Genomic DNA, 26,984 nt, shown 5'->3' on the forward strand with positions numbered 1-26,984 from the left:
TCCTGCCTACTCTACCTGCACAGCAGCCCCGCCCTCATGCAGCTCCCCAATGATCGCGGCCTGTGCGAAGCCTTCGGAGCCGAAGACATCAAGCACCTGTGCAGCGGCTTCGGGCGCGCAGGACACCAGCAGCCCCCCCGACGTCTGGGGATCGCACAGCAGGGCGCGCAGTGTTTCATCCAACTGGGGCGCCAGCACGATGGCATCCCCGTAGGAGGCCCAGTTACGGCCTGAGGCGCCGGTGACCACCCCTCGTGCGGCCAATTGGCGCACGCCGGGCAGCCAGGGAAGGTCTGCATGGCGCAATCGTGCTGACAGGCCCGCTGCCCGCGCAACTTCCAGCGTATGGCCCAGCAGCCCGAAACCGGTGACGTCCGTCATTGCGTGCACGCCTTCCAGGCCGCCCAGGATGGCGCCCGGCCGATTCAACTGCGTGGTGCTGTCCACCATGGCGCGGTAGCCCTCGTCATCCAGCATGTTCTTCTTCAGCGCCGCCGACAAGACCCCCACGCCCAGCGCCTTGCCGAGAATCAGCACATCACCCGCCCTGGCGTCGGCGTTGCGCTTGATGTGATCGGGATGCGCCAGGCCCATGGCGGCCAGGCCGTAGATGGGCTCCACGGAATCGATGGAGTGTCCGCCCGCCACGGGTATGCCGGCCTGGGCGCAGACCGCCGCGCCACCTTGCAGGATGGCGGCAATATCGGATTTAGGCAGAACATTGATGGGCATGCCCACAATGGCCAGCGCCATGATGGGCGAGCCGCCCATGGCATAGACATCCGACAGCGCGTTGGCGGCGGCGATGCGGCCAAAGTCGTAGGGATCGTCGACGATGGGCATGAAGAAGTCGGTGGTGGCGATCAGGGCCTGCTGGTCATTCAACCGGTACACCGCCGCATCATCCGATGTTTCGCTGCCCACCATCAAATTGGCATAGGGCTGTGCCGCGGGCATGCCGGCCAGCAGTTCGGAGAGTACGCCGGGCGCAATCTTGCACCCGCAGCCACCTCCATGTGACAGTGAAGTCAATCGCGGCCCGGCTTGGGTGGAAATAGAGTCTTGCATGAATGGATTCCTTGATTCCCTATGATAGCGCGCCGTTTCCCCGGGCGCCGTCCGTGCCGCCGCGGCGCGCGAAGCGCCGCCTGTACCCAGGACGTCACAGGCGCCTGCTACACTTAGACGCCCTCTCCATCGCATCCTGCAGGGTGCACGCAACCTATTGTTTCAAAAGGCATATTCCAGGCATGACCAGTACGCTTGCAATCATTGTTTCCCTCGTTCTTTTGATGTACCTGGCTTATAGAGGCATTACCGTGCTGCTGCTGGCGCCCCTGATGGCGGCACTGGCGGTATTGCTCTCTGGCGACATCTCGTTTTTCTTGCCTATCTACACTGAGACCTTCATGTCCGCGTTGAGCGGCTACGTATTGCAGTTCCTCCCTATCTTCCTGCTGGGCGCCCTCTTTGGACAGTTGATGGCGGACTCGGGAGCGGCGCACACGATCTCGCGCTGGATAGTCGACCGCCTTGGCCACAAGCATGCCATCGTGACCGTGGTCCTGGCATGCAGTGTGCTCACCTACGGCGGCGTTTCGCTCTTCGTGGTGGCCTTCGCCATCTATCCGATAGCCCGCGACCTGTTCCGCGCGGCCGACATCCCGAAACGGCTGGTGCCCGCTTCCATTGCGCTGGGTTCGTTCACCTTTACGATGACGGCCTTGCCCGGCACGCCGGCCATACAGAACGCCATTCCGATCCCATACTACGGCACGAACGTGTTCGCCGCGCCGGGGCTGGGCATTATCGCTGCGGCCATCATGCTGGGCGGCGGCCTGTGGTGGCTGCGCTCACGCGAAGCAGCGGCGCGACTGCGGGGCGAGGGCTATGGACAGCATGTCGAAGCGGAGAGCGTCGCCAATGAAAAGGACGCCGAAGAGCGCGGCCCGATGTCGCGCATGCCGCTATTTCTGGCGATACTGCCGCTTTTGCTGGTGGTGGGCGTCAATGCCCTGTTCACCTACGTCGTTTTCCCGAACATGGACCTGACCTTCCTGGCGGAACGTTTCCCAAGCGTATCGCCCGGGAAAATGACCGGCCTGTGGGCGCTTATCGTTGCCCTGGTGGTGGCTTGCGCCACGCTGATCGTGTTGCGGCTGGGACACTGGAACGATCTCCGCGAAACCATCAACAAAGGCGTTTTCGGTTTCATGCTGCCGCTGTTCAACACCGCTTCCGAGGTGGGCTATGGCGCCGTCATTGCAAGCCTGGCGGGATTCGCGATAATCCGTGATGCCGTCCTGAATGTGGCGCCCGGCAATCCGCTGGTTTCCGAGGCCGTCGCGATGAACGTCCTTGCGGGCATCACGGGATCGTCTTCCGGCGGCCTGAGCATCGCCCTGCAAACGCTGGGTTCCGACTACCTGCGCATGGCGCAAGAGGCCGGCATCAGCCCCGAGCTGCTGCACCGCGTTGCCGTCATGGCGGCCGGCGGGTTCGACACCCTGCCTCACTGCGGTGCCATCATCACCCTGCTGTCCATTTGCAGCCTGACCCACCGGCAGTCCTATTTGAATATTGCGGCGGTAACCATGGCTGTGCCACTGGTGGCGCTCATCACCGTCATCAGCCTGGGCACGATGTTCGGCAGCTTCTGAAAAATGGGTGCGGCGTCGCCGCCGCGGCGCCCTTGACTGCTAGACATAGCACGGGCCTTCGATAAGCGGATGAGCCGCAACGAAGGCCTGGTCTATCGTCAGCCCTATGCCGATTCCCTCCAGGGGGCTGACGCACCCATTCCCGTCCAGCACGTAGGGCGGCTTGTCCGTCATATCGTCCCGGAAGGGGTTGTAGGCGGTAAGATCGGCCTCGAAGTAGCCCGGATTGTCGATCCCGCACAGGAAGCTTATCGACGTGGCCATGTTGACCGCCGTGGCGGAGGTGTGGGGGTTGACGCTGAGCCGCCGCGCGCCGGCGATCGCCGCTATCTTCAGCGACTCGGTGATGCCTCCCGTCTTGGAAAGATCGGGCTGGACGAAGCCGATGGACTCGGAGGCGATCAGCGGGTCGAATTCATAGCGTGTGTAGTGATTCTCCCCGGCGGCAAGCGGGGTGCGGCCGAGCCTGGCCGCACGGCGGTACAGTCCCAGGTCGTGCGCGGGGAATGGCTCTTCCAGCCAACCCACATCGAGCTCATCGTAGGCCGGCAGCACGCGGCGCGTATCGTCCAGCGTGTAATTGGTGTTGGCATCCACCAGGATGTCGATCTCCGGTCCCAGGGCCGCGCGCACCGCCGAGACGCGCGCAATATCGCGTGCGACGGTATCACCCACACGCAGCTTTACGGCGCGATAGCCCTGTTCCACGTATGCTTTCGCTTCGTCCGCCAGGGATGCCGGTTCCTGCCAGCCCAGCGAAATACCGCCCGCATAGGCTTTGATGGGACGGCTCCTGCCTCCCAGCATGGTGTAAAGAGGCATCCCGGCCGCCTGGCAGCGGATGTCCCACAAGGCCAGATCCAGGCCGCTGAGCGCCAGGGCCGCCGCCGCGCCCATGCCATGGCTGCCGATCTGCATCTTGTAGACCCTGGCCCATACGCCCGAAACGTCCAGCGCATCCATGCCGACAACCAGTTCGCGCAGGGTCGTATCGACCAGGCGCGCGATGGCGCCGGGACATCTGCCGTGATGGGATTCACCCCAGCCTATCAGCCCTTGATCCGTTTCGACCCGAATCAGGACCGCATCGCGCTTGACACTGCGGCCTATGCCCAGGGTCACCGACTTGTCGGTCGGCACGGGAAAGGAAACGGGGTAGGCCTGTATTTGAACGATCTTCATCATGGAGTCCCTTACGGTTTATTCGTAGACTTCGGGGTTGACCAGGTTGGCGAAGCGCTGGCCCTGCAGCAGGCGCAGCACCTCGTCGGCTGTGCCGCGGCTCATGTTCGTCATGCTCGATTCGGTGATGCCCGCCACATGGGGTGTCAGCAGAAGGCGCTCCAGCCCCGCCGGATACAGGCCCGCCGGAATGGGTTGCGCATCATGCACGTCCAGCGCCGCTCCGCCTATGCGCCCCTCCTCGAGGGCGGCCATCAAGGCGGCGGTGTCCACGACCGGACCACGCGATACGTTGATCAGAATGGCGCCGGACTTCATCAGGGCCAGCGTCGGTGCATCGGCCAGCTTGCGGGTTTCCGCCGTAAGCGGACACGCCAGCACGATGATGTCGGCCTGTGCAAACAAGGTCTGCTTGTCGGCAAAGGCCACGCCTTCGGGCAGGCTTGCGGGCCGCCGCGACAATCCCAGCACCTTCATGCCCATGGCGGCAGCCACCTTGGCCAGCGCCCCGCCTATGGTGCCGACCCCGACTATGCCCAGGGTCTGGCCATTGAGTTCCCGCATGCCGTCCGCGCGGGGACGGTTCACCGCCCAGTCCGCCACCGGATCCCGCAATGCGAGAGCGCTCATATTGCGTTGCAGATGGAACATGGCATTGATGCAGTACTCGACAACCGAAGCTGTATTGGACCCCGGCATGTTCGCCACGGGAATCTTGCGTGCGGTGGCCTGCTCCATGGGGATCATGTCCAGCCCGACCCCATGCCGCACCACGCCCTTCAGCCGCGTCTGGTAATCGAAGATGTCATCGGGCAGTTTCGCCCGCACGACCAGCACGTCGGCGTCCGCGACAAGGGCGCGCAATGTATCGGCGTCGGCGCGCGGCGCCACAATGACTTCGGCATGGGCGGCAAGGCGTGCCTGCTGCTCCGCCTGCATGGAGTTGGTCAGTAGAACCTTGGGCAGTATGGCGCTCATTCGATCAGGCCTCCACGATGGGGTTGCTGAGTTCGCCAAGCTCCTGGATGCTTAGCGTTACGCGCTGGCCGTGCCTGAGCCAGGCGGGCGGATTGTGATTGGCGGCCACGCCGGCGGGCGTGCCCGTGGCGATGATGTCGCCGGGATCCAGCGGCATGCGCTCGGACGCATATGCAATGAGCTCGTCGATGCGGAACAGCATTTGCGCCGTACTGGATGACTGCAAAGGCACGCCGTCCACATCGAGACCAATGCGCAGATCGTAGGGATCGGCAATGTCGTCGGCCGATACGATCCAGGGGCCCAGCGGCCCGGTGGCGGCCTGATTCTTGCCGCGCACGAACCCGCCGTCCTCCCGGACCATATTCGTATAGCTTATATCGTTGAATATCGCATAGCCGCTGACATGGGCCATGGCCTCGTCCCGCCCCACTTTCAGCGCGGGCCTTCCAATGACGGCGGCCAGTTCGGCCTCGTAGGTGACCTGGTTGCCGCCGATCAAGGGAACGGCCACGCCCGGCCCCACCACGGTCGAATGCGATTTCACGAATATGACGGGCTCTTCGGGCGCCGGCCGGTTCGATACAGCCAGCCCGTCCCGATAGTTGAATGCCGCGCCCACGATCTTTCCCGGCCTGGGCACGGGCGCCACCAGACGGACCGCCGACAGGGGCAGCAGGCAGGCATCATCCGGTGCCATGCGTTTAAGGGCCCGGGAAAGCGCCACCAGGCCGGACTCGATCCACGCCATCATCGTCGGCTCCAGCCCCTGCAGGGGTCCGGGCCGGGCGGGATGGGCGCCATCGATCAACTGTTCCGGCTTCCCCGGGCCGGCCGCGGCCAGCAGCACGCCGGCCCTTGTCTTTCCTTGATGCTCGAAGCTTATGAAGCGCATGGCCTATACCGTGTATTTCGCGAGCACGCCGCGATCGATTTCGATGCCGAGACCCGCCCCCGTCGGGATGGCCACGACGCCCTTGCTTTGCACGATGGGCTCCGTCGCAAGATGGTCGCGGAATGGATTCTCGCACTGCTCGAACTCGAAGAGCGGCGGCATGGGGCGAAAACTGGGCGGCTGGTCCGGCAACGCCGCGATGAAATGCAGTGTTGCCGCCACACCGATGACCGAACCCCATGCATGCGGAACGCACTCCACTCCGTGCGCCGTAGCCAGCGCGGCGATCTTGCGGCACTCGCTGAAGCCGCCGGCGGCACAAACGTCGGGCTGCACGATGTCCATGGCCTTGCGGGTGACGATGTCGCGAAAGCCCCAGCGAGTGTACTCGTTCTCGCCCCCCGCAACCGCCATGTCGAGCGCGCGCGTGACTTCCACATAGCCATCGAGGTCTTCGGGGGAAATGGGTTCCTCGAACCACTCCACGTTCAGCTTCTCCAGCTCGCGGCCCAGGCGTATTGCGGCGGGCACGGTAAAGCAATGATTGGCATCGACCATCAGGCGGACGTCGTCGCCAATGGCCTTGCGTACCGCTTCCACCCGGGCGATATCCAGCTTTGGCGAGCCCAGCCCGATCTTCATCTTGATCGCGGTGAAGCCTTCTTCGACATAGCCCTGCGCCTCTTCGACGGCCTCTTCGATCAGCCTGTCCATATCGATGAAGTACAGGCCGGTCGCATAGGCCTGCACCGTGTCCCGGAAAGCGCCGCCTATCAGCTTGTGCACAGGCTTGCCGCAAGATTTGCCGATGATGTCCCACAGGGCGATGTCGATGCCGCTGATGGCCGCGATGGCCATCCCGCTGGAGCCGTAATCCTTGATACGGTTATACAGGTCTTCCCAGATCACCTCCACGTCGAAGGCATCGCGGCCAACGATGCGCGGCCCGAATTGCGTATCGATGAAGGCGCGCGACACATGCGCCGGGCCGTAGCACTCGCCCCAGCCCACCATGCCGTCCTGCGTCTCGATTTCTACGATGCAGGATCCGCGTGTCTTGTAGAGCCACCCCCTGGACGAGGTGAAGGGCCGCTCCACCGGCGCGCTGACGACGTGGCACGTTACTTTCTTGATGATGCTCATTTCTTTCCTTCCGTCTTGAATACCTTGGCGGCGACGCTGTTCAGCGTGTTCTGGACGCCGTTGATTTCCTTGGTCAGATCGTCTCCCGTCAGCGGGCTGATCACGACCCCGTTCTTGTCGGCGAACGACTTGAATTCCTTGCTTTCGATCGCCTTGGAAAACAGCGAGATCAGCTTCGCCCTGACATCGTCCGGGATTCCCGCCGGTGCGACAACGTAGGCCATTTGCACCAAGGGTCCGAACGGGAAGACGTCGTAGCCCAGTTCCTTGAAGGTGGGGATGTCGGGCATCACTTCCAGGCGCTCGTTGGCGAAGACGCCCAGCGGACGGACCTTGCCCGCATCGATCTGGCCTTTGCTCTCGGATGGCTTCAGAACCGCGGCCTGGATCTGCTTCCCGGCCAGGTCGATGATCACCTTCGCGCCGCCGGTATACGGCACATTGATGTACTTGGTGCCCGCCGCGCGCGCGGTCATCTCGGCGAAGATGTGATTCAGGTTATGGGTGCCGGGCGTGCCGATCGACACGCCCGGATTCTTCTTCATGTATTCCAGGAAACCCTTGAGGTCCTTGGCGGGGCTGTCCTGCGGCACCAGCAGGATCAGCGGGTCGACCGACACCCGCGCAATGGGGGTGAACTGATCATTCTGCAGCGGCGTCAGTTTCTGCGCGATCTGGGCCAGCGTGGAACTGGTTCCCATGCCCACGGTATAGCCATCGGGCGCCGAGCGCGCGACCCGGGTCATGCCGATGGAGCCCGTCGCCCCCGGCACGTTCTCCACAATCAGGTTTACGCCCGATTGCTGCTGCATGATGTTCTGGAGCTGGCGCGCCGCAATGTCATTGGACCCGCCCGCATTCCATGGAATGACGAACTGAATGTCGCGTTGAGGGAATTCCTTGTCTGCGGACTGGGCGGCAAAAGGGATGATGGCGGCCAGCGCAAGGGCCGCGATGCGTGGGTATTTCATGTCGTCTCCTGGAAGTGGGATGGGCTGTAAAACAAACCTCTTGAACCTCTGGGATGAATTCTACACATGTTTGTTATAACAAACAACAAATAACAAATATTGGTCTTGCGGGTACGGTTCCGTTAACATAGAGGCATCCATGAACGCTTTTACGTAATATGCTCACTCCTTTGGCGCCCCTAGAGAAAAACAACCTCTCGGACAGGGCTTATGACGCGCTCAAGCAGGCGCTGCTTTCCGGACGCTTCCAGCCCGGCGAACGCATTGTCCTGCGCGACGTCGCGGGCGAACTGGGCATCAGCCTGACGCCGGTCCGCGATGCAATAAACCATCTGATTGCGGAACGGGTGCTGGACCGGGGGCCCGGAGGACAAAAAGGGGGAGCCTCGGTACCCAGGCTGGACGCCGAGCAGTTCCGGCAGCTGATGCTGCTGCGGGCCGACCTGGAGTCGCGATTGGCCGACGCCGCGACCTCCAATATCGACGGCCTGGCAGTGCGCCAGTTGGAAACCATCGTGCAGAAAATGCGCGAATCCATCGACCGGGACAACAAGAACACCTATCTGGACCTGCACCGGCGTTTCCACTTTTCACTCTATGCCCATGCGCGCATGGATGTCGTGAACGACATCACGGAAATACTGTGGCTGCGTTGCGGGCCGGCGCTGAACGCGGTCCTGGGCGAATATGTGCCCAGCCTGAAGCAGCGCGATTTTCACAATGAGGCCGTCACCCACCTCAAGGCAGGGAACGCAAGCGAGGTTGCCGAAAGCATCCGCATGGACATTACGGAAGCCGGCGCCTATATCTATGAGCAGTTGAAGCAGCCCTCACGCCAGCCCGAAGCCGCGGTGAAGGCCTGAAGGATCTTGCGCCGCAGCGAGCGATTACAGCCGCTCTTTCAGCTTGCCGAGGAAAAGATCGATGACACGCTGATAATTGCCCGCGGCATGGCCGGCCGAATGCGGCGAGGCGATGACGTTCTCCATGTCCCACAGGGGAGAATCGGCCGGCAAGGGCTCATGTTGGAACACATCCAGGAAGGCGCCGGCAAGGTGGCCGGAACGCAGCGCGTCTATCAATGCCTGCTCCACCACCACGTCCCCCCGGCTGACGTTCACCAGGCTGGCGCCTTCGGGCAGCGCCGCCAGCGCGTCGGGCCCGACCAGCCGCATCGTGTCCTGGGTCAAGGGGCAGGCCAGGATCAGCCAATCCGCCCGGGGAAGCACGTCGGCCAGATCGCGGTAAGTCACCGTCGCCAAAGCCTGCGGCACGGGATCCGGGCCGTGCCGGGCCACGATGATGCGCAAGCCCAAGGCCGTCAGGAACTCGCCGATCAGGCGCCCTATGGGCCCCCAGCCCACGATCACGGCGGTCTGCCCCGCCAGGTCGGCGGGCTGGGTCAGGGAGGCCGCAAGCGTGCGCCACTTATGCTGCGACTGTTGACGCATGATCTGCGGGAAACGCCGGTTCAGCGCCAGCACGCCCGCCACGACAGTGTGGGCGACGGACTGCGCATTCACGCCCGAAGAGGGAGTGACCTCGACCCCGCGCGCCTGAAGCTCCCCGAAAATCGGCCTGTCCAGGCCCGCGGAATGGATATGCACCCATTTCAATTCGGGCGCATTGCGCAGTACGTCGTAGTAACGGGCCGTCAGGTCGTCCAGCACATGCTTGGTGGAGGTGCCGGTGATGTCGCGGCTGACCAGCGCCACATCGACCTGCCGCAGCAGCGCGTCGTCGGCATGTTCGAACTCGATCAGACGATAACGGGAACCGTCGGCCCACTCCGCCAAGCCGGGCCGCAGGCAAGCGGCGGCCTGGGCCGATACAAGAATATTGATGCACGGCATCGGGTGCTTCCCCGTACTTTATTGTTTGACCACGCCGGACTCGATCAGCACTTCCTTCCAGCGGTCATGCTCTTCTTTGACGAAGTCGCGGAACTGCTCGGAACTGCCGGGCATGGGATCGGCGCCCTGCTGGACCATCTGCTTGGAAACGTCGGGCAACTGGATGATGCGGTTGACGCTGTCGCGCAAGGTCGCGACGATTTCAGGCGGCGTACCCTTGGGCGCGAACAGGCCGAACCATGAGCCCGCCCGGAATCCCTTGAAACCGGCTTCGTCCATGGTGGGAACGTCGGGCAAGGACCTGGAGCGCTTGGGGCTGGACACCGCCAGGGGCTTCAGCTTGCCCGACTCGATCAGCGAGCGTACGGACGGAATGGTGGCAAACATGAACTGCACGCGTCCGGCCAGCAGATCGTTCAGTGCTTCGGCGCCCTTATAGGGGATATGAGTGATGTCCAGGTTCTGGAGCTTGCCCATCAGATAGCCCGACAGGTGGGACGACGTCCCGACGCCCGTCGAACTGTAGTTGAACTCGCCGGGCTTGCTCTTGATCTGCTTGGTCAGCTCGGCGATGTTGTCGATCTTCAGGTGCTCGGGCGCGACGACCAGCACATTGGGCACATCGGCAATCTCGGCGACAGCGATCAGGTCGGTCAGCGGATCGTAGGGAAGCTTGGTGAGCGTGGGGTTGATGGCGATGGGGCCGACGGAATCGATGATGAGGGTGTAGCCGTCGGGCTTGGCATTCACCACATAGGCGGTGCCGATATTGCCGCCCGCGCCGGGCTTGTTCTCGACCACGAAGGCTTTGCCGAATTCCTTGGTCATGTGGTCCGCGACCAGCCGCGCAAGGATGTCGGTGGTGCCCCCGGCCGAGAAGGCCACGATGATGCGGACGGGCTGCTCGGGATAGGCGGCGCGGGCCGGCGATGCCGCCAGGGCGAGGCCCGCGGCCAGCAAGGCGCATGTGGCCACCGAACTGCGCAGCACCGACTTGCCGCGGCTGAATAGCGTTTTGAATCTGTTCTTGTCTTGCATGGTTGTCTCCGATCTGATTTATTGTGGTTTTGAACTGCCTGTGTTTACGGCTCAGGTTTTGTAAGAAGGATCCAGGCGGTCGAGCTTGCGCAGCAGCGCGGGCCACTCCATCAGGCCATAGGGACGCCGTGTGCCGGGTTGATAATTGTTCCAGGTTTCTTCCAGGATCTCGGGCGCTACGGCGCGCAGCGGCGTATTGCACGACATGGCCGCCACTTGCGACCTGCAGGCCAGTTCCAGCCTGTGCATCCAGTTGAAGGTCTCGCCCACGCTGCGGCCCGCGACCAGCGCGCCGTGATTGCGCAGGATCAGGGCTTCGCCCTTGCCCAGGTCGCGCACCAGCGATTCTTTTTCCTCGTCCTTGAGCACCACGCCCACATAGTCGTGATAGCCGATCTTCAGGAAGCGCATTGCCGTCTGGGTTATGGGAAGCAGCCCGCACTCCAGCGCCGAGACGGCCATCGAGGCCCAGCTGTGCGTATGGATGATGCAGGCAACGTCGGGCCGGGCCTCGTGGATGGCGCTATGTATGACGTAGCCTGCCCGGTTGATGCCGTAGTTCAGCTCGCCGAAATCCGGTGAGGACAGGATGTTTCCTTCCAGGTCGATCTTGATGAGGCTGGAGGCGGTGATTTCCTCGTACAGCATGCCGTAGGGATTGATGAGGAAGGCTTCCTCGTCTCCGGGCACCCGCATCGAGATGTGGTTGGCCATCATGTCGGCCATGCCGTACAGCTCGACGAGCCGGTAACAGGCGGCCAGATCGATACGGGCCTGCCATTCTTCCGGGGAACACTTCGATTGCATCGAAGCGATTTTCAAACCGCTCATTGCCGTCTCCTGTCTATGTATTCTGACGGCCTTTCATGGCCGGACACCTGCCTGCTGACACAGCGAACCCGGGCCGACGGCCGATCTTTGAAGACTAAAGCGCATTGCGACGCCGTGCTAGTGTATGGCCCGGCAACGGGTGTTCACAAAGAGTGAAGCATTGATATTTGACGTATATAAGACAGGCAGTCTTTCGTCACTATGGACGATCAAAATGGAAACGGCCCGCAGCGCGTGATGGACTGCGAGCCGTCGACGATACCGATGCCATTGCCGCGCCCGTGCGCGGCAATGGCACCAGGTAGCCGCTATTTGATGGATTTCACGTTGGAAGACATGACGCCCGGCGTCTTCGAGGGTCCGGCCGTCATGCCGCCGCTGCCCTGATAGAAGAAATAGCAGGCGTCGGGCACGCGGGCCACCTCCCATTCGACGCATAGCTCTCCGTTATCCTTGATGGCCCATTTGCCCTTCAAGCTGCTGTTGGCAATGAATAGAGCGCCGCTCTCGCGTACGTCCCAGATGAAAATACGCTTGTCCGACAAACGCTCGTGCTCGACCTTTTTCCCCACCACGGTATTCTTGAGTTCCGCGGCGCCCAGATGGGCTTGCTGCGCACCCGCGGTGGGCACCCAACATGCTGCGACCAGACATGCAGCTGCGCAGTAAGAAGCTGGATTGTGTCGAATCATGGAGTCTCCTTTATGTGCCCCTCTACGGCGTTGGAGAGTGCCGAAACGGCGGGCGTAATGGTGGATGCTGCGTAATCGTTCGCACAATATCATGAGCTTTGTATCAAGACAATACAGATCTTTCCAATAAAACCTGCTGTAGGAAGCAAACGCCATCGCCCATGCCGGGGGGCCTGTCGGGCGCCCGCCGGGTCGAAGCGGCAAGAAGAAATCAACCCTCAATCCGGGTTCGACGGCTGATCCAGGATGAGCTCCACCCGGCGATTGGCGGCACGGCCCTGCTCGCTGTCGTTGCCGGCCAGCGGCCGGGTATCGGCATAGCCGATGGCCCGAAGGCGCGAGCTGTCTATGCCGTTGGCCTCCAGGTAGCGGACCACGCTGCCGGCGCGCGCGCCGGACAGCTCCCAATTGGAGGCGTAGCGGCCACCGCGCACCGGCACCGAATCAGTATGCCCTTCCACGGTGATGGCATAGGCGCTGTCCTTGAAGACGGGAACGAGGCGGCGCATGACGGCCAGGCCCTCCAGGCTGAGGTCGGCCTTGGCGGAGCTGTACAGAATTTCGCTATTGATGCGGAAGCTGATCGATTCCTTGTTCCGTATGATTTCGATGTCGTCGCCCAATTCGGGCAGGACCGGAGCGGCCAGGGTCGGCGGCTCCGCTTCTGCCGCCGGGTACAGCGGCGAGGTGCTGGCTGGCGCTTGCGGGTCATCGGGCGAAGCCATGACATGTTCGAGGATCGCTTCGGGATCGGCCTCGCCCAGGACGTAGTCGGGCGCATCCGACAGGAAGATACCCGCAGCGGGGTCGTCGGGCGAGGTGGATGGCTGTGCTCGAGCCGGCGGCGCATCCGGATCGACGGCCGGCCTGGTTTCCATCCGCGCCGCGGAAGAGGCTTCCGTCGAGCCGGAAGGCGAAGTCGGCGGCACGGCCGAAACCGGCCCGGAAGGCGGTGCAAGGGGCGGCGCAGGCAAGGCCCCTGGCGGGAGCGCTTCGGGGGCCGCCGCCAGCTCCGCTTGCCCGGGAAGCAGGCCGCTATGCGCCGGCAGCAAACCCGCCGTCGCGGGCAGCGGTGGATGCTTGGGCACCTGGCCCGACAAGGTCAGCATGGCCACCAGCAGCACCAGCAGCAAGGTGATCATGTCCAGGTAGGTCAGCAGCCAGCTCTCGGTTTCCTCCTGAGGCTCCGGCTCTACATACCACTTGTTGTGAATCGCCGGATTCATGGCGCCTTGGCTTGCGCCTGGGCGCGGCGGCCCGCACGGTCGTTGAGCTCATCCTCGTGCTGATGCATGAAGGAGTTCAGCGTTTCGCGCATCAGGGCGGGGCTGCGCTTCTGGCACATCATGGAAATGCCCTGCATGACCATGTTCATGACGATCATGCGCTGCTCGGTGCGCCGCTCCAGCTTGACGGCCACCGGCTTGAGCAGCAGATTGGCGAACAGGATGCCGTAGAAAGTCGTCATCAAGGCCAGCGCCATCTGCTGGCCGATGGCGGTCATGTCGCCGTCGCCCAGCAGGAACAGCAGGTTCACCAGGCCGACCAGCGTCCCCACCATGCCGAAGGCGGGCGCAAAACCCGCCATGGTCCGGAACAGCTGCGCTTCGGCGCGCTCTTTCGCGCGCAGGCGGGAAATGCGCCACTGCAGCAGATCGACGATATCCTGTTCAGGCGTCATATCGATGACCAGTTGCACGCCCGTCTTCAGGAAGGGATTGGATACGCCCTCCAGCGCGCTTTCGACCTTGCGGATGTCGCCCTTCATCCACAGGCGCGAGATGGCGATCAGGTCGTCGATGTCCTGCTCGGTATACATGCGCTCGTTGCGCAGCACCGTGCCGATCAGCCGGAAGATGCGCAGCACTTCGCTTAATGGATAACTGATGAAGGTTGCCGCCAGCGTGCCCAGCACAACGATGCCCAGGCTGGGCAGGTCAACGAACAGCGCGGCGTCTTCAGCCGAGAAGGCAAGCACCGCGGCCAAAAGAAGAACGCTGCCGACGATGCCGATCAGAGTGGATGGATTCATGAGGCCGTATTGTACTTGGGCCGCGGCCCGGGATACGGCCTGCTCTGTATGGGAATATCAGCCTTTTTTATAGTTTTGCCTTCGGGGCCGGCCGGCCTCAGTCCTGGTCGACCGGAAACAATTTCACGCCGATCAAGGCCGCGACGCCCAGCGCCATCAGCGCCAAGCCGTAATAGCTGCTCGCGGTGATCAGGCCAAAAGCGTTGGTCATGATACCCGCCAGGATGGCCGGCAGACAGAAAGCCAGATAGCTGAGTATGTAGTAAGCCGCCATCAATCCCGCCCTTTCATGCGGCTGTGCCAGGGGCAGCAGGGTGCGCAAGGCACCCAGGAATCCGATCCCGAAGCCGAAGCCGGCCACGATCGTGCCCAGGAAGAACAGGACTGCGGATGTACTGTGTATGGCCCACAGGGTGGCCCCCACCCCCGCCACCAGAGCCACCGTCCCGGATGTGAGCATGCGCTGAGCAGGCCAGGCGCGCAACAGAAGTACGGACACGGCGGCGCTCATGGTCAGGACAAAGATCAGCACGCCGCCTACGACGGGCGAGTGCATGCCTGTGACCCGCCCGGTCAGCGTGGGCCCCAGCGAGAAGTAGAAGCCCCCCAACGCCCAGGCGGCGACGTCGATGGGGGCGACCAGCAGCAGCGCTTTCCAGGCCTGCCGCGGCACGCTGATCGTGGGCAGCATCGCAGCCAGCGCTCCCGGGCGCCTGCCTGCGGTTTCCGGCAAGAAGCAGGCGGCGATCACCAAAAGGATAAATACGACGGCCAGGACCAGGAAACTCAGTTGCAGAGGCGCGGGAGCGAACTGCACCAGCATGCTGGTGCCCAGGGCCCCGACCGCCAGGCCTACCATGGGCGCCACGCTGTTGATCAGAGGACTGCGCTGGCGGTCCAGATCCATCAGGCCCGCCGCCAGCACGCTGGTGGCGGTACCGGTCGCCACGCCCTGGATCAATCGGGCAAGAATCAGCAAGGGCACGGATGTGGCGGCCATGAACGCCACCATGGCTATCGCTTCGATCAGCAGCGCGCCAATAATGACCGGTCGGCGCCCGATGTGATCGGATAACGAACCCAGCACCAGCAAGGCCAACAGCAGCGCGATGGCATAGACGCCAAAGATGACTGTCAGGGTGATGGCCGAAAAGCCCCATGCCTCGCGATAGACGCTGTACAGCGGGGTGGGCGCGCTGGAGGCAGCCAGAAAAGCCAGCAGGATGAGCGTTTGCAGCCGCAATGCGCCGGGATGGCTGATTGAACGCGACTGCCGCGATTCGCAAGAGGAGACGGCCGAAGAAGAGCAGGATGACATGACTGTTTCCGAAGAGAACATAAATATGATGATCGTCATATAGTATGACGATCATCATATTTATGGCAAGCTTATTTGCACGCGATGTATTTTTTCTGCGATCTATGCGTCGGGCGAATCCGGCGTGGTTTTAGGCGTGCTGTTTTCCAGCCAGTCCACGCCGGATTCGCCGTGCCCCGTCAGCCACTCGTTGGCTTTTCGGAAATGCCCGCAGCCGATGAATGGCCGGGGCGGCCGCAAGGCGGACAAGGGCGACGGATGATTGGCCTTGAGAACAAGGACCGGGCCGGCCGGCGGATGCGATTTAAGCAAGGCCTCTTTGGATTGGGCATGGGCGCCCCACAACAGCAGCACCTTGGGACGGGCTTCGCGCAAGACACACTGGATGATGGCGTCGGTAATGATCTCCCAGCCTTGCTTGGCATGCGAGGCCGGCGTGTGCGCCTCGACGGTGAGCGAGGTATTCAACAGCAGCCCCCCTCGCCGTGCCCAGCGCAGCAGGCTATGGCGCTGCTTCACGAACTCGTCGGGGTACTCCTTGGCCAGTTCCGCGAACATATTTCGAAGGCTGGGCGGTATGGGGCAAAAATCAGGCACCGAAAAGGCCAGGCCTTGCGCCTGGTTCGGCCCGTGATAGGGATCCTGACCGAGTATGACCACTTGCACGTCTTGTGGAGCGATTTCCAGCAGAGCCCGGAAGGGGCGCAGGGGAAATATCTGAACACCCGCGGCAAGGCGGTCTTGCAGAAGCGCGTCCAGTTTATGCAGCGTCTGCTGCTCGCGATCGCCGGCAAAGGCATCCTGCCAATCCTGCGGCAAAGCGCGAAGATGGGCGAACAGGTCGCCCTGAAAAGCATTCTGGGCCTGGGCGGAAGAGCCGGGGGCCGATGTCGACGCGTCTTCGTTTTTCATGGATTTAATGCTAGCACAGCGGCGCGCATCTGTTCCCTATGTATCATTCGCCTATATCGGTAGCGGACTCCATAAGGTGCTTGAATGATCGGCAACATAAATACGCTTTTCGGCCGGCTGCGGCTGAAGCAACTCAATTTGATCATCGCCATCGGAAAACATAATTCGCTGCGCAAAGCGGCCGCCGAACTGGCCATGACTCAATCGGCCGCCAGCAAGGCCCTGCGCGAAGCGGAACTGATACTGGGCGACATGCTGTTCGAGCGCAGGAGGGATGGCCTGTACGCCAATCAGTTCGGAGAGTGCGCCATCAACTATGCCCACATCATCCGCAAGGACGTCATCGCGCTGTCCGATGAGCTAAGGGAAATAAAGACGGGGCAAGGCGGCCGGATACGGGTGGGCGTCATCATGGGCGGCGTCCCGAAAGTGTTGAAGGACGCCATCAACAAAGTGTGCGGCCTGAACAAGGACATCGTCGTCGAAATCCATGAAAGCACCAGCGCCACGATGCTGGGCATGCTTAACAGCGACAAGCTGGACATCGTCATCGGGCGCACCAGCGTCAGCCAGCACGCCGACAATTACGACTACATACACCTGGCCGAAGAAGACGTCTCCATCGTTTCGGGCAATGGCAACCCCTTGACCCGAAAGAAGAAGCTGGCCCTGTCCGACCTGAAGGACGCGCGCTGGCTGGCCTATCCGCAGCGCTCGCCGCTGAACATCCTGCTGAAGCAAGAGCTGGAGCGCGCCGACATCAACAGCTTCACAAGCCCCATCGAAACGGCCTCCACCTTCGTCACCATCACGCTGCTTAGCGGCAGCGACGATTTCGTTGCGCTGATTCCCTCAGACATCGCCTCGTTCTTCGCGGCCCATGGCGTCGTAACCGTTCTGCCGATACAGCTGCCTTCACGCTCGCAGCCATTCGGGCTGATAACCCGAAAGCAGGGCAACCTGTCTCGGGCCGCGAAATCGCTTATCGACGCCATCCTTGCATCCCGGGAAATGACGCGGATGCAAGGAGGGGCATCTTAGAACGCGCTACGCTATTTTCCCCAGCGCAGCACCATGGGGTCCAGTCTCTTGGCGGTTTCGATCAGGCCGTCCCGGGTTTCTTTCGTCATGGCGGGGAAGGGATGCCGGCCGGCGGCGCATTTGATGATGCCGCCTTCTTGCATCAGCGCCTTGCTGGTCAGGATGCCGCCCTGGCGGTTCTCGTAGTTGATCAGCAGCAGCCATTGCTGGTAAAGCTGGACCGCGCGCTCACGGTCGCCTGAAAAATAGGCATCGAAGATCAGCTTGATGCCGTCGGGATAGCCCCCGCCGGTCATGGCGCCGGTCGCCCCCGCGTCCAGGTCGGGCAACAGCGTGATGGCCTCCTCGCCGTCCCAGGGCCCCTCGATGGCATCGCCGCCCAGGCGTATCAGTTCCCTCAGCTTGTTGGCCGTTCCGGGCATCTCGATCTTGAAATAGGAGACATGCTCGATCTCGCGCGCCATCCTGGCCAGGAAGGGAGCAGTCAGATTGGCGCCGCTCATGGGCGCGTCCTGGATCATGATGGGAATGTTCACCGCTGAGGACAGGCGATCGAAGAATTCGAAGATCTGGTTCTCGCCGCAACGTATCGTCGCGCCATGGTACGGGGGCAGCAGCATGACCATGGCGGCGCCATGATCCAGCGCGTGCTGGTTGCGCGCCTGGCAGATGTCGGTGCTGTAGTGCGACGTCGTCACGATGACGGGAATGCGGCCGGCCACGCGCTTCAGGATGGTCTCGGTCAGTATCCGGCGCTCATCGTCGCTGATGGCGAACTGCTCGGAGAAATTGGCCAGTATGCTCAGGCCGTCGGAGCCCGCATCGATCATGAAATCGACGCAACGCTTCTGCCCTTCTAGGTCAAGCTCTCCGTTTTCGTGGAAGATGGTCGGGACGACCGGGTATACGCCCTTGTAGCGGGCCTTGCTGTATTGTGTATTCATAAAAAGCTCGGAAAAGGAAATAAACGATAGGAAACAAGCCCATGGGGCTCACGTGATAGCGCTTGATTGCCATGGCATGAATTCGTTCTGGCTATAACAGCAAAGTCTTGCCTAAGCCGCCCAGGGTGTCTATTGAATTATTGCGAATTTGCGTTCGCTTTCCGGCATCTCAACCTAAGCGCATAGAGGAGAAAAGCTGTTCGCTAAACTTCCACACACAAACCTAGGGGAAAACCATGATGGGCAGCGGCCAGGCAGGACATGGCTCCGCCCTATGCAGAGGCGGCGGCATCCGGCTGGAAATCGATTTGAAGCCGTAATCGGCCTGGGTTACTCTGTTGGTTCTTTCAAGAAGGAGTACACACTTATGGCACAAGCCTCGGCCCGGCACATCCTCGTATCCACCGAAGAAAAGTGCAATGAACTGAAAGCCGCCATCGAAGGCGGCGCGGATTTCGCACAGGTTGCAAAAGAGAATTCCAGCTGCCCGTCCAGCCGCGACGGCGGCAATCTTGGCACTTTCGGTCCCGGCCAGATGGTCAGGGAGTTTGACGAGGTGGTGTTCAGCGCCCCCGTCAACGTGGTGCAAGGCCCCGTCAAGACGCAATTCGGCTACCACTTGGTGGAAGTCACCAGCCGCGAAGACTGATTGCGCCCTGCGGCCGGCCGGTCACCCGGCCGCTGCGGCATCGCGCTTGCGGCGCAGGCGCGATGCCCATATTTTCAAGCGCGCATAGGCGATCACGACGCTGGTTGCGCTTAACGCCACCCCGCCCAGGCTGAGCAGAATCAAGGCGACCTTGCGCGCCACGTCGGCATCCAGCATCGAAGGCATGTCCCAGCTATGCAGGAAATTGAAGAGCCAGCGGCCAGTCCGTTGCGCGCGGCTGGAGCTCAATTCTATGCTGCCGGTATGCGGATCCAGATAGAGCCAGGTTTTATCGCTGTTGTCGAACGCAACACACAGCACCGGCAGGCGCCTTTCGGCGCCACCGTACATCGACGCCTGATCTCGATGGAAGTAATAGCGGTCGTACTGATAGTGCCATCGGGCCGATGCGACAGGAGCTTCGATTGCGCGCCGCCCCGCCTTCAACAGCATGCTCTCGGGCCATTGTTCAATGACTTTGCTGGATGAGCCGTCCGGTACGATCAGCCGGGTCGAGTTGCCGCCGTCGCGGGCCAGCAGGAATGGCGTTCCGGCCAGGACGCGCCACTCGATCTCCACCGCATGAAAGCGCTGCCGCTCCAGCATGGACAAGGCTGCGGGCACGTCCAGCGCCAGCCGCTCGGTGCCTGGCACGCCGCCCCGATACGCAGTCAGCTTGGGCCGGGCCTTCGCATCGAAGATGGCAAGGGGATTCATCGACATCAGGCCGCTGAATATCCAGGTGCAGGTGATGGCCGCGAAAGCCAGGCCCAGCAGATGATGCCATCGCAAATAGCCCGCCCGGTAAGGCGAGCGGGAACCCGACTTGTAGGGACGGCTGAAACGCCAGCGCCATAATCCGGCCAGCGTGCCGGTTACCGCCGCGACCACGCCTATGCCGGACAAGGCAATGACGATCCAGGACCAGACGGGATCGATGGGACGGTCGCGGAACATATACAGCCAGTGCAGCCAGGCGCCGACGTAGTTCCAGGCCCGCTCGGCACGCGGCGCATCCATGACGACCTGCCCCGTCGTATCCGATACGTAAAGCAGGGTGTGGGCGGCATCGTCCATCTGGACGCGATGCAGAGGCCGGTGCGCATTCAGCGTCCCCGAATGCGTCCAGCGGTCCTCCATGACCTTCCCCCGATACGATGGGTCGCCGCCCGGAAGATAAGACTCCGCGGCCCGCAGGGCCCGCCGCTCATCGACGGGCCCTGCGGGCTCGCCCGTAAGCGCATCGACGGTCAGGTAGCGGCCATTGCCCTGCCGCAGGCGGTAGTGGGGCTTGCCCGCAATGGAAGTCAGCACGATTTCCTGGACGGCTTCAGGCTTGGCGGCCAGCCGCAACGCCTGCTCCACCGGCAGGCAGCAGCCCGCGGCCTGCAGCACGGGCAGATTATGCAGGCGCTCCTGGGGCATCAGCTTGGGATAGCCGATGAACAGCATGACGACGCCGCTGACGAACCAAAGCGCCATCAGTATGCATGCGGCGACACCGGTCCATCGATGAACCAGATACACCATGCGCTTGAAGCGCGTCCAGAATGTACTCATGAAGACACTCCGGCGTCAGAACCGGTAGGCGGCAGTCAGCTCGACACGGCGCCCCGGCCCCTGGAACCACTGAGTCTGGTTGTAGTACACCGTTTCCACGTAGCGCTTGTCGAACACATTGAAACCGCGCAGCGACAGGGTCAGGTCGCGTCTGGGCTTCCACTGCAAGGCCAGGTCGGTGGTGGTGTAGGCCGGCAGCTCCAGCGTATTGGCGCGGTCGGCGTAGCGCTTGCCCACATAGCGCAGTCCGGCGCTTGCCGTCCAGTCAGGCAGGAAGCGCCAGCTGACCCAGGCATTGGCCAGGCGCTCGGGCACATCGGTCGGCACGTTGCCGTTGCGCGAGACGGCAACGCCCTTGACCGATTCCGAAAAATCATCGTAGCGGGCGCGCAACATGGCCACATTGGCGTCGATGCGCCAATCGGAAGCCAGCTCCAACCCCACCGTGGCCTCGATTCCCTGCGACGACTGCCGGCCGACCTGCACGCTTCGGGTCGGATCCGACACATCGCGGGTCACCAGGTCATCCTTGACGATGCGGTAGGCCGCAAGCGTCCATTCGCCCTTGCCGTCCCAGAATGCCTGCTTGGCGCCGATCTCGACCTGGCGGCCGGTGGACAGGTCGAAGTCCTGATTGGCCGGCGACAGCATGAGCAAGGCGCTGACGGGATCGGCGGCAACGGAATACTGCGCGTAGACAGCCAGATCGGGTACGATTTCATAGACGGTTCCCACTCGCCATCCCACATTGGAGAACCGCTTGTCCAGAACCTGCCGGCCCACCGTCAGGTCGCGCCGCGTGACATCGGCATGGTCGTAGCGCAGTCCGCCCAGCACGGACCACTTGTCGGTGAGTTCCAGCCTGTTCTCGGCGAAAAGCGAGTACTGGAACGCCTTGTTCCGATACTTGGGCGCCGCCGGGTCCACGTCCAGGAAACCGCCCCGGTCGAAGTCGTAAAGGTCGACGATGCTGGACCCCGAGTACGGCGAGTTATTCGAGTGCTTGAAGGCGCTTTGATTTACGTCGAAGCCCACCGACACCTGGCTGGGCAAGCCAAAGACATGCGTATCGAACTTAAGGTCGGTGGTATTGCCGATTTGCGTTTGCTCGTGCCGGATGTCGGTATAGCTGCTGCGGCGGATCCGCCCGCTGTCAGGCAGATAATCGTAATACTCGGCATTGCGCCAATGGCGATCGCTTTCTATATGATAAAGGCGGCTTTGCACCGTTGTCGCATCGTTGGGGATCCAAAGCGCCGACAATTCCGCCCATTGGTCTTTGTAATCGATGGATGCATCGCCGACGTTGTAGTTCTTCTTGCGCAGGGCATCGTCCTGCTGGCCGTTTATCAGCGGCATGCCGAAGTAGCGCTGGGGCTTCTGCCAGCCCTGGGCCAGGCTGAGCGTCAGGCTGAATTCGGGCGACACGTCCAGGCGCAGGGCTCCCGAGAGCGACAAATTGCGTGACCGGCCCATGTCCACCCACCCATCCGATCGGTTGCCGCTGGCATCGAAGCGGTAGGACCATCTGTCATCGATGGCACCGCCGCTGCCAAAACCCAAGCGTTGTGTATTGTCGCTGCCTATCGTTCCCTGGATCTCGTTTTCCACCGGACCCCGGCCGGGCTTCTTGGGAATGACATTGACTACGCCCCCTATGGCGCCTTCCCCATAGATGACGGAGGCCGGGCCACGCAGCACTTCGATGCGCTCGACCGCCCAGGTATCGAAAGGATAGGTGATGCCGATGCCGCCGTACTGGCGCTTGCCATCGTACAGTTGCATGACCGAGGACGAGCCGGTGAAGCCGCGCGCCGACAGCGCCTGGCCGCCATTGCCTGGATGTCCCACCGCGCTGATTCCCGGCGAACGGCTGATGGCGTCCGTCAGGCTGGCATCGCCCTTCTCGTCCAGTTGTTCACGGGTAATGACGCCGACGCTGGCCGGGGTTTGCAGCACGGTAAGGTCGAGCCCCGAGCCGGTGGACGTTTCCTTGGCCAGCTCGCCCACGCCACCGGCGGTGACGGAGATGGCTGGAAGCTGTGGAACGGAATCGGCGGCGTATAAAGGAGCGGATGCCAGAACGAACGGCAGAATGCGCGCTGCGGCGCGCGCGGTACGAGCAGGATTGCGAAGCATGAAAAAACCTCGGGATTTTCGATAATGGATACCGGCATCGCCAGACGCCGGCACAATAAGGACGAATCAGGCGAGGTTGACAGGAGGGGCGCGCGACCCGAGCGGGGGGCCATACGCCGCAAGCGGCGGCAAGGCCGTGAAAAAGACCGGCGAGGGCGTGTCCCGTCCCTGTTCGGAAGGCAGGTCCGGCATCGGCATGGCCGGAATCATGGCCTGAGAGGCGATCAACCCGAAGGGGCAGTTGTCCGCGGGAGAAAGCTTCTGTCCGGCCGGGCTGTCGGACTCATCGGGCAGATCGAGGGTGGTGAACGCTGTGCCGCCACCCGCTGTGCAAAGCGTCAGGACAAGCTTGCCGCTTTGCAACGCCTTGACGTCCGGCATGAAGCCGACAGGCAGGAAGGCCCGGCACGCGAACGCCGCAACCGTCAGCCACAGCAGGAACTGCCGGCCAACAGAAGTGGGGCGAGAGGATGCGCGTCCGGGAAACATGGACGAAATGCTAGCACGATTACTTCCGTTCCAGCTTGATATTTATCCAAGGCGGCGCAGCGGGTCCTGGCGGTAGTATCGTGCAAGCAGGCCATACCATTCGGGCAGCGACCTGGCCAGGGGCTCCGGATCGATGAAGAAAGCTTCGGTGCTGACGGCGAAGAATTCGGCGTTGTCCGTGGCGGCGTAGGGATCCATCGGCAAAGCGTCGTACCAGGCCGCCCCCGCCTCGGATTCCGGGTCGACATCCCCGGGAATCGCCTCTTCCACCGCATCCAGCGCGTCGTTGAAGCGGTCGAAGGATTCGTCCAGCACTTTCCTCCAGTACGCGGGCCGGATATCGGGATGCGCGGAAAGGCCGGGCATCCCGTCGGCGGATCCGGCATACAGGTCGATCTTGTGCGCGAATTCGTGGATGACGACGTTCATTCCCGGCGCGCCGCCGGGCGCGGCGTCTTCCCACGACAGGATCAGGGGCCCTCCTTCCCAGGCCTCGCCGGATGCCTCTTGGACATATTCGTGGACGACGCCGCTTTCATCGACGTCGTTGCGCGGTATGAGGAAGCCGCCAGGGTAGACGATGATCTCGGTCCAGCCCTCGTACAGCACAGGATCCAGCTTGAGTACGGGCAGCGCGGCCTGGATGGCAATGGACAGCATGATCTCGTCGGTGACCTCCAGGCCGTGCGCGCCGCTGAACGTCTTGCTGGCCAGCAGCCAGGCCGCCCGCTGGCGCAGGGCCTCGTCGTCCTCGGCGGAAAGGCCCGCCAGGAAGGCATGTCTGGCGACCGCGCGTCGCCAGACATCGGGGGAGATAAGCGCCAGTTCGCGCGCTACCTGCCGCTGCGTCGCGCCCCGGCCCAAAAGCCACCTAAGCATGTTTTCCCCTTTTCACCAGGCCGCCCGCCGCCTTCAGGATGGAATCGGTCAGGAAGTCCATGGCCTGCGAATGCACCCGCCAATGCTGCCAGTACAGCGGCACATCTTCCGAGGCCCGGGTGCGCAGCGGTACCAGGCGGCCCTCGTCCAGTTCCCGCTGCACCAGCGGCAGCGGATTCATGGTCCAGCCCAGGCCGCTCAATGTGGCCTGAACGAACGCCCGCGACGACGGCAGCCACCATACAGGAGGCTGCCAGGATGCGCCGCCCATGATTTTTTGCGCGAAACGGGCCTGCATGGCGTCCTTGCGGTTGAACACCAGCACAGGCGCCGTGGCCAGGCTGCGCGCGTTCACGCCCTGCGCAAAGTATCTTTCGTGGAACTGCGGCGAGCAGGTGGCCATATAGCGCATGCTGCCCAACGCGTGGATGCGGCAGCCCTGCACCGGATCGGCCAGCGTGGTTACCGCGCCAAGCACGGCACCGTTGCGCAGCAGGGCCGCCGTGTGATCCTGGTCTTCGGACTGCAGGTCCAGCGTGGCGTTCGTGCCGGCGGCGAAGAGCTCGGCCGCGCGCATGAACCAGGTTTCCAGGCTGTCGTGGTTGACCGCCACCGCAATGCTGGCCGCCGTGGCGGCATCGTCCAGCCCAAGGCGGCCCAAGGCGTCGTGCTCCAGCAGCGCGGTCTGTTCCGCCAGTTGAACCAGCACCCGCCCGTCGGGCGTGGCTTCGGCCGGCACGCCGCGCTGCACCAGCAATCGTCCCATGCGCTCTTCCAGCGATTTGATGCGCTGCGAAATGGCGGACGGCGTCACGCTGAGCGAGGCGGCCGCGCGCTCGAAGCTGCCTTCGCGAACCACGGCCGCCAGCGCTCTCAGATTGCCATGGTCGATTTTCATGACGGTTTTTTTGGTGAATTAGCGTTGCTTAATATAGTTAAATTAATTTAGCTTTATTTTACCCAAGCCACAAGCCAGAATATCCCTGTTGCCTTGAACGCCTCCTGCGCGCAGGGCCTCTGCACTCCCCCCACCTGGATTTTCGGCCATGTTTTCTTTCGCATCTCTTCCATCGCTTGCCGCCTGGGCCAGCGGCACCGCCACCGGCTTGGGGTTGTTCGCGGTGGTCGGCGCACAAAGCGCCTTCATCCTGCGGCAGGGCCTGATGCGCGCCCATCTGCTCAGCATCCTACTGACCTGCGCGCTGATCGACGCGGTCTTCATCTTCGCCAGCGTCTGGGGCCTGCAAACCGTGGCGGGCTGGTTCCCCTGGCTGACCGACGCCATACTGTGGTTCGGTGTCGCCTTCCTGGGCTGGTATGCCTTGCAATCGGCAAGACGCGCACTGCAATCGGGCGCGGGCCTGGCCACTGCGCGCCGCGCCGCGCCCTCACGCCGGGCCGCCCTGCTGGGCGCGGTCGGCTTTACCCTGCTGAATCCGCATTTCTGGCTGGACATGATGGTGGTGGGGTCGCTGGCTTACAGCTTTGCGGAGTCCCGCCTGTGGTTTGCGGCGGGCGCGCTTTCGGCCAGCATCACTTGGCTGGCCGTGCTGGGAGCGGGCTCGCGCCTGTTCGCGCCGGTGTTTTCCAACCCACGCGCCTGGCGGATTCTGGATGGCGTTATCGCCCTTGTGATGGCATGGCTGGCCATACGCCTGGCGTATGGCGGCATCTAGAGGACTGCGGGGATGGCCCCTATTCATGCAAAAAAACTGCGGGCGCACCCGCAGTCTTATCGAAGAACAGGCTCTTGCGGCCCGGCTTATTCGATGGTGATATTGCGCTCTTTGATGACCTTGGCCCATGTCGCCGACTCGCTGGCGATATAGTCCTTGAGCTCCTGGCGGGTGCCCGGCATGGGCGTCAGGCCGATCTTGACGAGCTCATCGTGCACATCGGGCGATTTCAGCACTTTGACCAATTCCTGGTTCCAGCGCTCGAGTATGTTTTCGGGCGTCTTGCCGGGCGCGACGAAAGCGTACCAGTTCGTGGCGTTGAAGCCCGGAAAGCCCGATTCCGCAATCGTGGGCACGTCGGGCAGGGCTTCGGAGCGTTCCAGGCCCGTGGTGGCCAGTGCAATGACCTTGCCCGTGGCGATATGGGGTGCGGCCGAAGACGGCGTGGAGTAATAAGCGCCCACCCGGCCGCCCACCACGTCGACCAGAGCGGGATTTCCGCCCTTGTAGGGGACGTGGAGAATATCGACGCCCGCACGCTGGTTGAACAGCTCGCCCGCCATATGCGAGGCCGACCCGACACCCGTCGAGGCATAGTCCAGATCGCCAGGTTTGGATTTTGCCAAGGCGATGTACTCGGCCAGTGTCTTGACCTTCAGCGTGGGATTCACCACCAGGACATTGGGAAAGTTGACGCCCATGGTGATGGGAGCCAGGTCTTTTTCGGGGTCGTAGGGCAGCTTCATCAGGTGGGGGGCGATCGACAAGGGGCCGATGGAACCCAGCAATATCGATGAACCGTCCGGCTTGGCGTTGGCCATGAGCTGATGGGCGATGTTGCCGCCCGCACCCGGTTTGTTCTCAACCACGACCGAAATACCGAGGTTTTCGGACAGCTTCTTGGCGATGATGCGCGCTGCGGTGTCGGTACCTCCGCCCGCCGCGAAGCCGACCATCAGGGTAACGGGCTTGTCCTTGGGAAATTCCTGCGCCGATACCGGCGAGGCGGCCAACGCCGTGAGGAACCCTGCGGCACACAGCCCCGCAAACAGGCGTGATCTGATCATAATAGTCTCCAGTGTTTAAAGTAGTAAAAACCGGC

Annotated in this window: 26 protein-coding genes; 5 read left to right on the top strand and 21 right to left on the bottom strand. The window is 62.6% G+C overall.

From position 1 onward, the window contains the following. Nucleotides 1–6: 6 nt before the first annotated feature. On the bottom strand, nt 7–1,068 hold the full coding sequence (gene selD, locus OEG81_RS15210) for a selenide, water dikinase SelD (RefSeq protein WP_264130122.1): 1,062 nt from the start codon (nt 1,066–1,068) through the stop codon (nt 7–9). 182 nt (nt 1,069–1,250) lie between these two features. On the opposite strand from selD, the gene OEG81_RS15215 reads away from it, so the two are divergent. Then, complete coding sequence (locus OEG81_RS15215) at nt 1,251–2,660, top strand: GntP family permease (RefSeq protein ID WP_264130123.1); 1,410 nt, start codon at nt 1,251–1,253, stop codon at nt 2,658–2,660. 39 nt (nt 2,661–2,699) lie between these two features. Here the strand turns inward: OEG81_RS15215 and OEG81_RS15220 are convergent, their stop codons facing one another. The 5 genes from OEG81_RS15220 to OEG81_RS15240 are packed head-to-tail and all read right to left on the bottom strand — an operon-like array spanning nt 2,700 to nt 7,829. Further along, nucleotides 2,700–3,845 (bottom strand): mandelate racemase/muconate lactonizing enzyme family protein, encoded by a 1,146-nt coding sequence (locus tag OEG81_RS15220; protein WP_317135352.1) that lies wholly within the window; start codon nt 3,843–3,845, stop codon nt 2,700–2,702. A 15-nt stretch (nt 3,846–3,860) separates the two neighbouring features. After that, complete coding sequence (locus OEG81_RS15225; protein ID WP_264130124.1) at nt 3,861–4,820, bottom strand: NAD(P)-dependent oxidoreductase; 960 nt, start codon at nt 4,818–4,820, stop codon at nt 3,861–3,863. 4 nt (nt 4,821–4,824) lie between these two features. Then, a complete protein-coding gene (locus OEG81_RS15230; protein WP_264130125.1) occupies nt 4,825–5,715 on the bottom strand; it encodes a fumarylacetoacetate hydrolase family protein in 891 nt (296 codons plus the stop codon). Nucleotides 5,716–5,718: 3 nt separating this feature from the next. Beyond that, nucleotides 5,719–6,858 (bottom strand): mandelate racemase/muconate lactonizing enzyme family protein, encoded by a 1,140-nt coding sequence (locus OEG81_RS15235; protein WP_264130126.1) that lies wholly within the window; start codon nt 6,856–6,858, stop codon nt 5,719–5,721. Beyond that, complete coding sequence (locus OEG81_RS15240; protein WP_264130127.1) at nt 6,855–7,829, bottom strand: Bug family tripartite tricarboxylate transporter substrate binding protein; 975 nt, start codon at nt 7,827–7,829, stop codon at nt 6,855–6,857. Before OEG81_RS15240 ends, OEG81_RS15235 begins: the two co-directional genes overlap by 4 nt. A 158-nt stretch (nt 7,830–7,987) precedes the next feature. Between OEG81_RS15240 and OEG81_RS15245 the strand changes: the two genes are divergently transcribed. Next, nucleotides 7,988–8,692, top strand: a complete 705-nt coding sequence (locus OEG81_RS15245) for a GntR family transcriptional regulator (protein WP_264130128.1) — start codon at nt 7,988–7,990, stop codon at nt 8,690–8,692. Nucleotides 8,693–8,716: 24 nt separating this feature from the next. Here the strand turns inward: OEG81_RS15245 and OEG81_RS15250 are convergent, their stop codons facing one another. The 8 genes from OEG81_RS15250 to OEG81_RS15285 all read right to left on the bottom strand — a co-directional run bounded on the left by OEG81_RS15250 (nt 8,717) and on the right by OEG81_RS15285 (nt 16,505). Beyond that, complete coding sequence (locus OEG81_RS15250) at nt 8,717–9,682, bottom strand: D-2-hydroxyacid dehydrogenase (protein ID WP_264130129.1); 966 nt, start codon at nt 9,680–9,682, stop codon at nt 8,717–8,719. A gap of 18 nt (nt 9,683–9,700) precedes the next feature. Beyond that, entirely contained in the window at nt 9,701–10,720 is a 1,020-nt protein-coding gene (locus OEG81_RS15255) for a Bug family tripartite tricarboxylate transporter substrate binding protein (RefSeq protein ID WP_264130130.1), read from the bottom strand. A gap of 51 nt (nt 10,721–10,771) precedes the next feature. Beyond that, a complete protein-coding gene (locus OEG81_RS15260; protein ID WP_264130131.1) occupies nt 10,772–11,551 on the bottom strand; it encodes a class II aldolase/adducin family protein in 780 nt (259 codons plus the stop codon). A gap of 308 nt (nt 11,552–11,859) precedes the next feature. Further along, a complete protein-coding gene (locus tag OEG81_RS15265; protein ID WP_264130132.1) occupies nt 11,860–12,183 on the bottom strand; it encodes a hypothetical protein in 324 nt (107 codons plus the stop codon). Between the two features lie 278 nt (nt 12,184–12,461). Continuing rightward, nucleotides 12,462–13,469 (bottom strand): OmpA family protein, encoded by a 1,008-nt coding sequence (locus OEG81_RS15270; protein WP_264130133.1) that lies wholly within the window; start codon nt 13,467–13,469, stop codon nt 12,462–12,464. Further along, nucleotides 13,466–14,275, bottom strand: coding sequence for a motility protein A (locus OEG81_RS15275; protein ID WP_264130134.1), 810 nt, complete (start codon nt 14,273–14,275; stop codon nt 13,466–13,468). Before OEG81_RS15275 ends, OEG81_RS15270 begins: the two co-directional genes overlap by 4 nt. Nucleotides 14,276–14,372: 97 nt before the next feature. Next, nucleotides 14,373–15,593, bottom strand: coding sequence for an MFS transporter (locus OEG81_RS15280; RefSeq protein ID WP_264130135.1), 1,221 nt, complete (start codon nt 15,591–15,593; stop codon nt 14,373–14,375). 102 nt (nt 15,594–15,695) lie between these two features. Beyond that, nucleotides 15,696–16,505 carry a uracil-DNA glycosylase gene (locus OEG81_RS15285; RefSeq protein WP_264130136.1) on the bottom strand — a complete coding sequence of 270 codons (810 nt, stop codon included), beginning with the start codon at nt 16,503–16,505 and terminating at the stop codon, nt 15,696–15,698. 84 nt (nt 16,506–16,589) lie between these two features. Here OEG81_RS15285 and OEG81_RS15290 point away from each other — a divergent pair, with 84 nt between their 5' ends. Then, complete coding sequence (locus tag OEG81_RS15290; protein WP_264130137.1) at nt 16,590–17,546, top strand: LysR family transcriptional regulator; 957 nt, start codon at nt 16,590–16,592, stop codon at nt 17,544–17,546. Between the two features lie 11 nt (nt 17,547–17,557). On the opposite strand, the gene OEG81_RS15295 is transcribed toward OEG81_RS15290, so the two are convergent. Then, nucleotides 17,558–18,490, bottom strand: coding sequence for a dihydrodipicolinate synthase family protein (locus OEG81_RS15295; RefSeq protein WP_264130138.1), 933 nt, complete (start codon nt 18,488–18,490; stop codon nt 17,558–17,560). A 367-nt stretch (nt 18,491–18,857) separates the two neighbouring features. On the opposite strand from OEG81_RS15295, the gene OEG81_RS15300 reads away from it, so the two are divergent. Next, on the top strand, nt 18,858–19,139 hold the full coding sequence (locus OEG81_RS15300; RefSeq protein WP_264130139.1) for a peptidylprolyl isomerase: 282 nt from the start codon (nt 18,858–18,860) through the stop codon (nt 19,137–19,139). 21 nt (nt 19,140–19,160) lie between these two features. Here the strand turns inward: OEG81_RS15300 and OEG81_RS15305 are convergent, their stop codons facing one another. The 5 genes from OEG81_RS15305 to OEG81_RS15325 form a co-directional block, all read right to left on the bottom strand. Continuing rightward, a complete protein-coding gene (locus OEG81_RS15305; RefSeq protein WP_264130140.1) occupies nt 19,161–20,699 on the bottom strand; it encodes a PepSY domain-containing protein in 1,539 nt (512 codons plus the stop codon). A gap of 15 nt (nt 20,700–20,714) precedes the next feature. Beyond that, nucleotides 20,715–22,838: a TonB-dependent receptor gene (locus OEG81_RS15310; protein WP_264130141.1), complete on the bottom strand. Its 2,124-nt coding sequence runs from the start codon at nt 22,836–22,838 to the stop codon at nt 20,715–20,717. 66 nt (nt 22,839–22,904) lie between these two features. After that, nucleotides 22,905–23,327, bottom strand: coding sequence for a DUF2946 family protein (locus OEG81_RS15315; RefSeq protein ID WP_264130142.1), 423 nt, complete (start codon nt 23,325–23,327; stop codon nt 22,905–22,907). Between the two features lie 42 nt (nt 23,328–23,369). Continuing rightward, nucleotides 23,370–24,206, bottom strand: coding sequence for a zinc-dependent peptidase (locus OEG81_RS15320; protein ID WP_264130143.1), 837 nt, complete (start codon nt 24,204–24,206; stop codon nt 23,370–23,372). After that, nucleotides 24,199–25,104, bottom strand: a complete 906-nt coding sequence (locus tag OEG81_RS15325) for a LysR family transcriptional regulator ArgP (RefSeq protein WP_264130144.1) — start codon at nt 25,102–25,104, stop codon at nt 24,199–24,201. Before OEG81_RS15325 ends, OEG81_RS15320 begins: the two co-directional genes overlap by 8 nt. Before the next feature lie 148 nt (nt 25,105–25,252). Here OEG81_RS15325 and OEG81_RS15330 point away from each other — a divergent pair, with 148 nt between their 5' ends. Next, nucleotides 25,253–25,882 (top strand): LysE/ArgO family amino acid transporter, encoded by a 630-nt coding sequence (locus tag OEG81_RS15330; protein WP_264130145.1) that lies wholly within the window; start codon nt 25,253–25,255, stop codon nt 25,880–25,882. A gap of 86 nt (nt 25,883–25,968) precedes the next feature. On the opposite strand, the gene OEG81_RS15335 is transcribed toward OEG81_RS15330, so the two are convergent. Next, nucleotides 25,969–26,949: a Bug family tripartite tricarboxylate transporter substrate binding protein gene (locus OEG81_RS15335; RefSeq protein WP_264130146.1), complete on the bottom strand. Its 981-nt coding sequence runs from the start codon at nt 26,947–26,949 to the stop codon at nt 25,969–25,971. Nucleotides 26,950–26,984: the final 35 nt, after the last annotated feature.

This window comes from Pollutimonas sp. M17 (assembly GCF_025836975.1).
Classification (GTDB): Bacteria; Pseudomonadota; Gammaproteobacteria; order Burkholderiales; family Burkholderiaceae_B.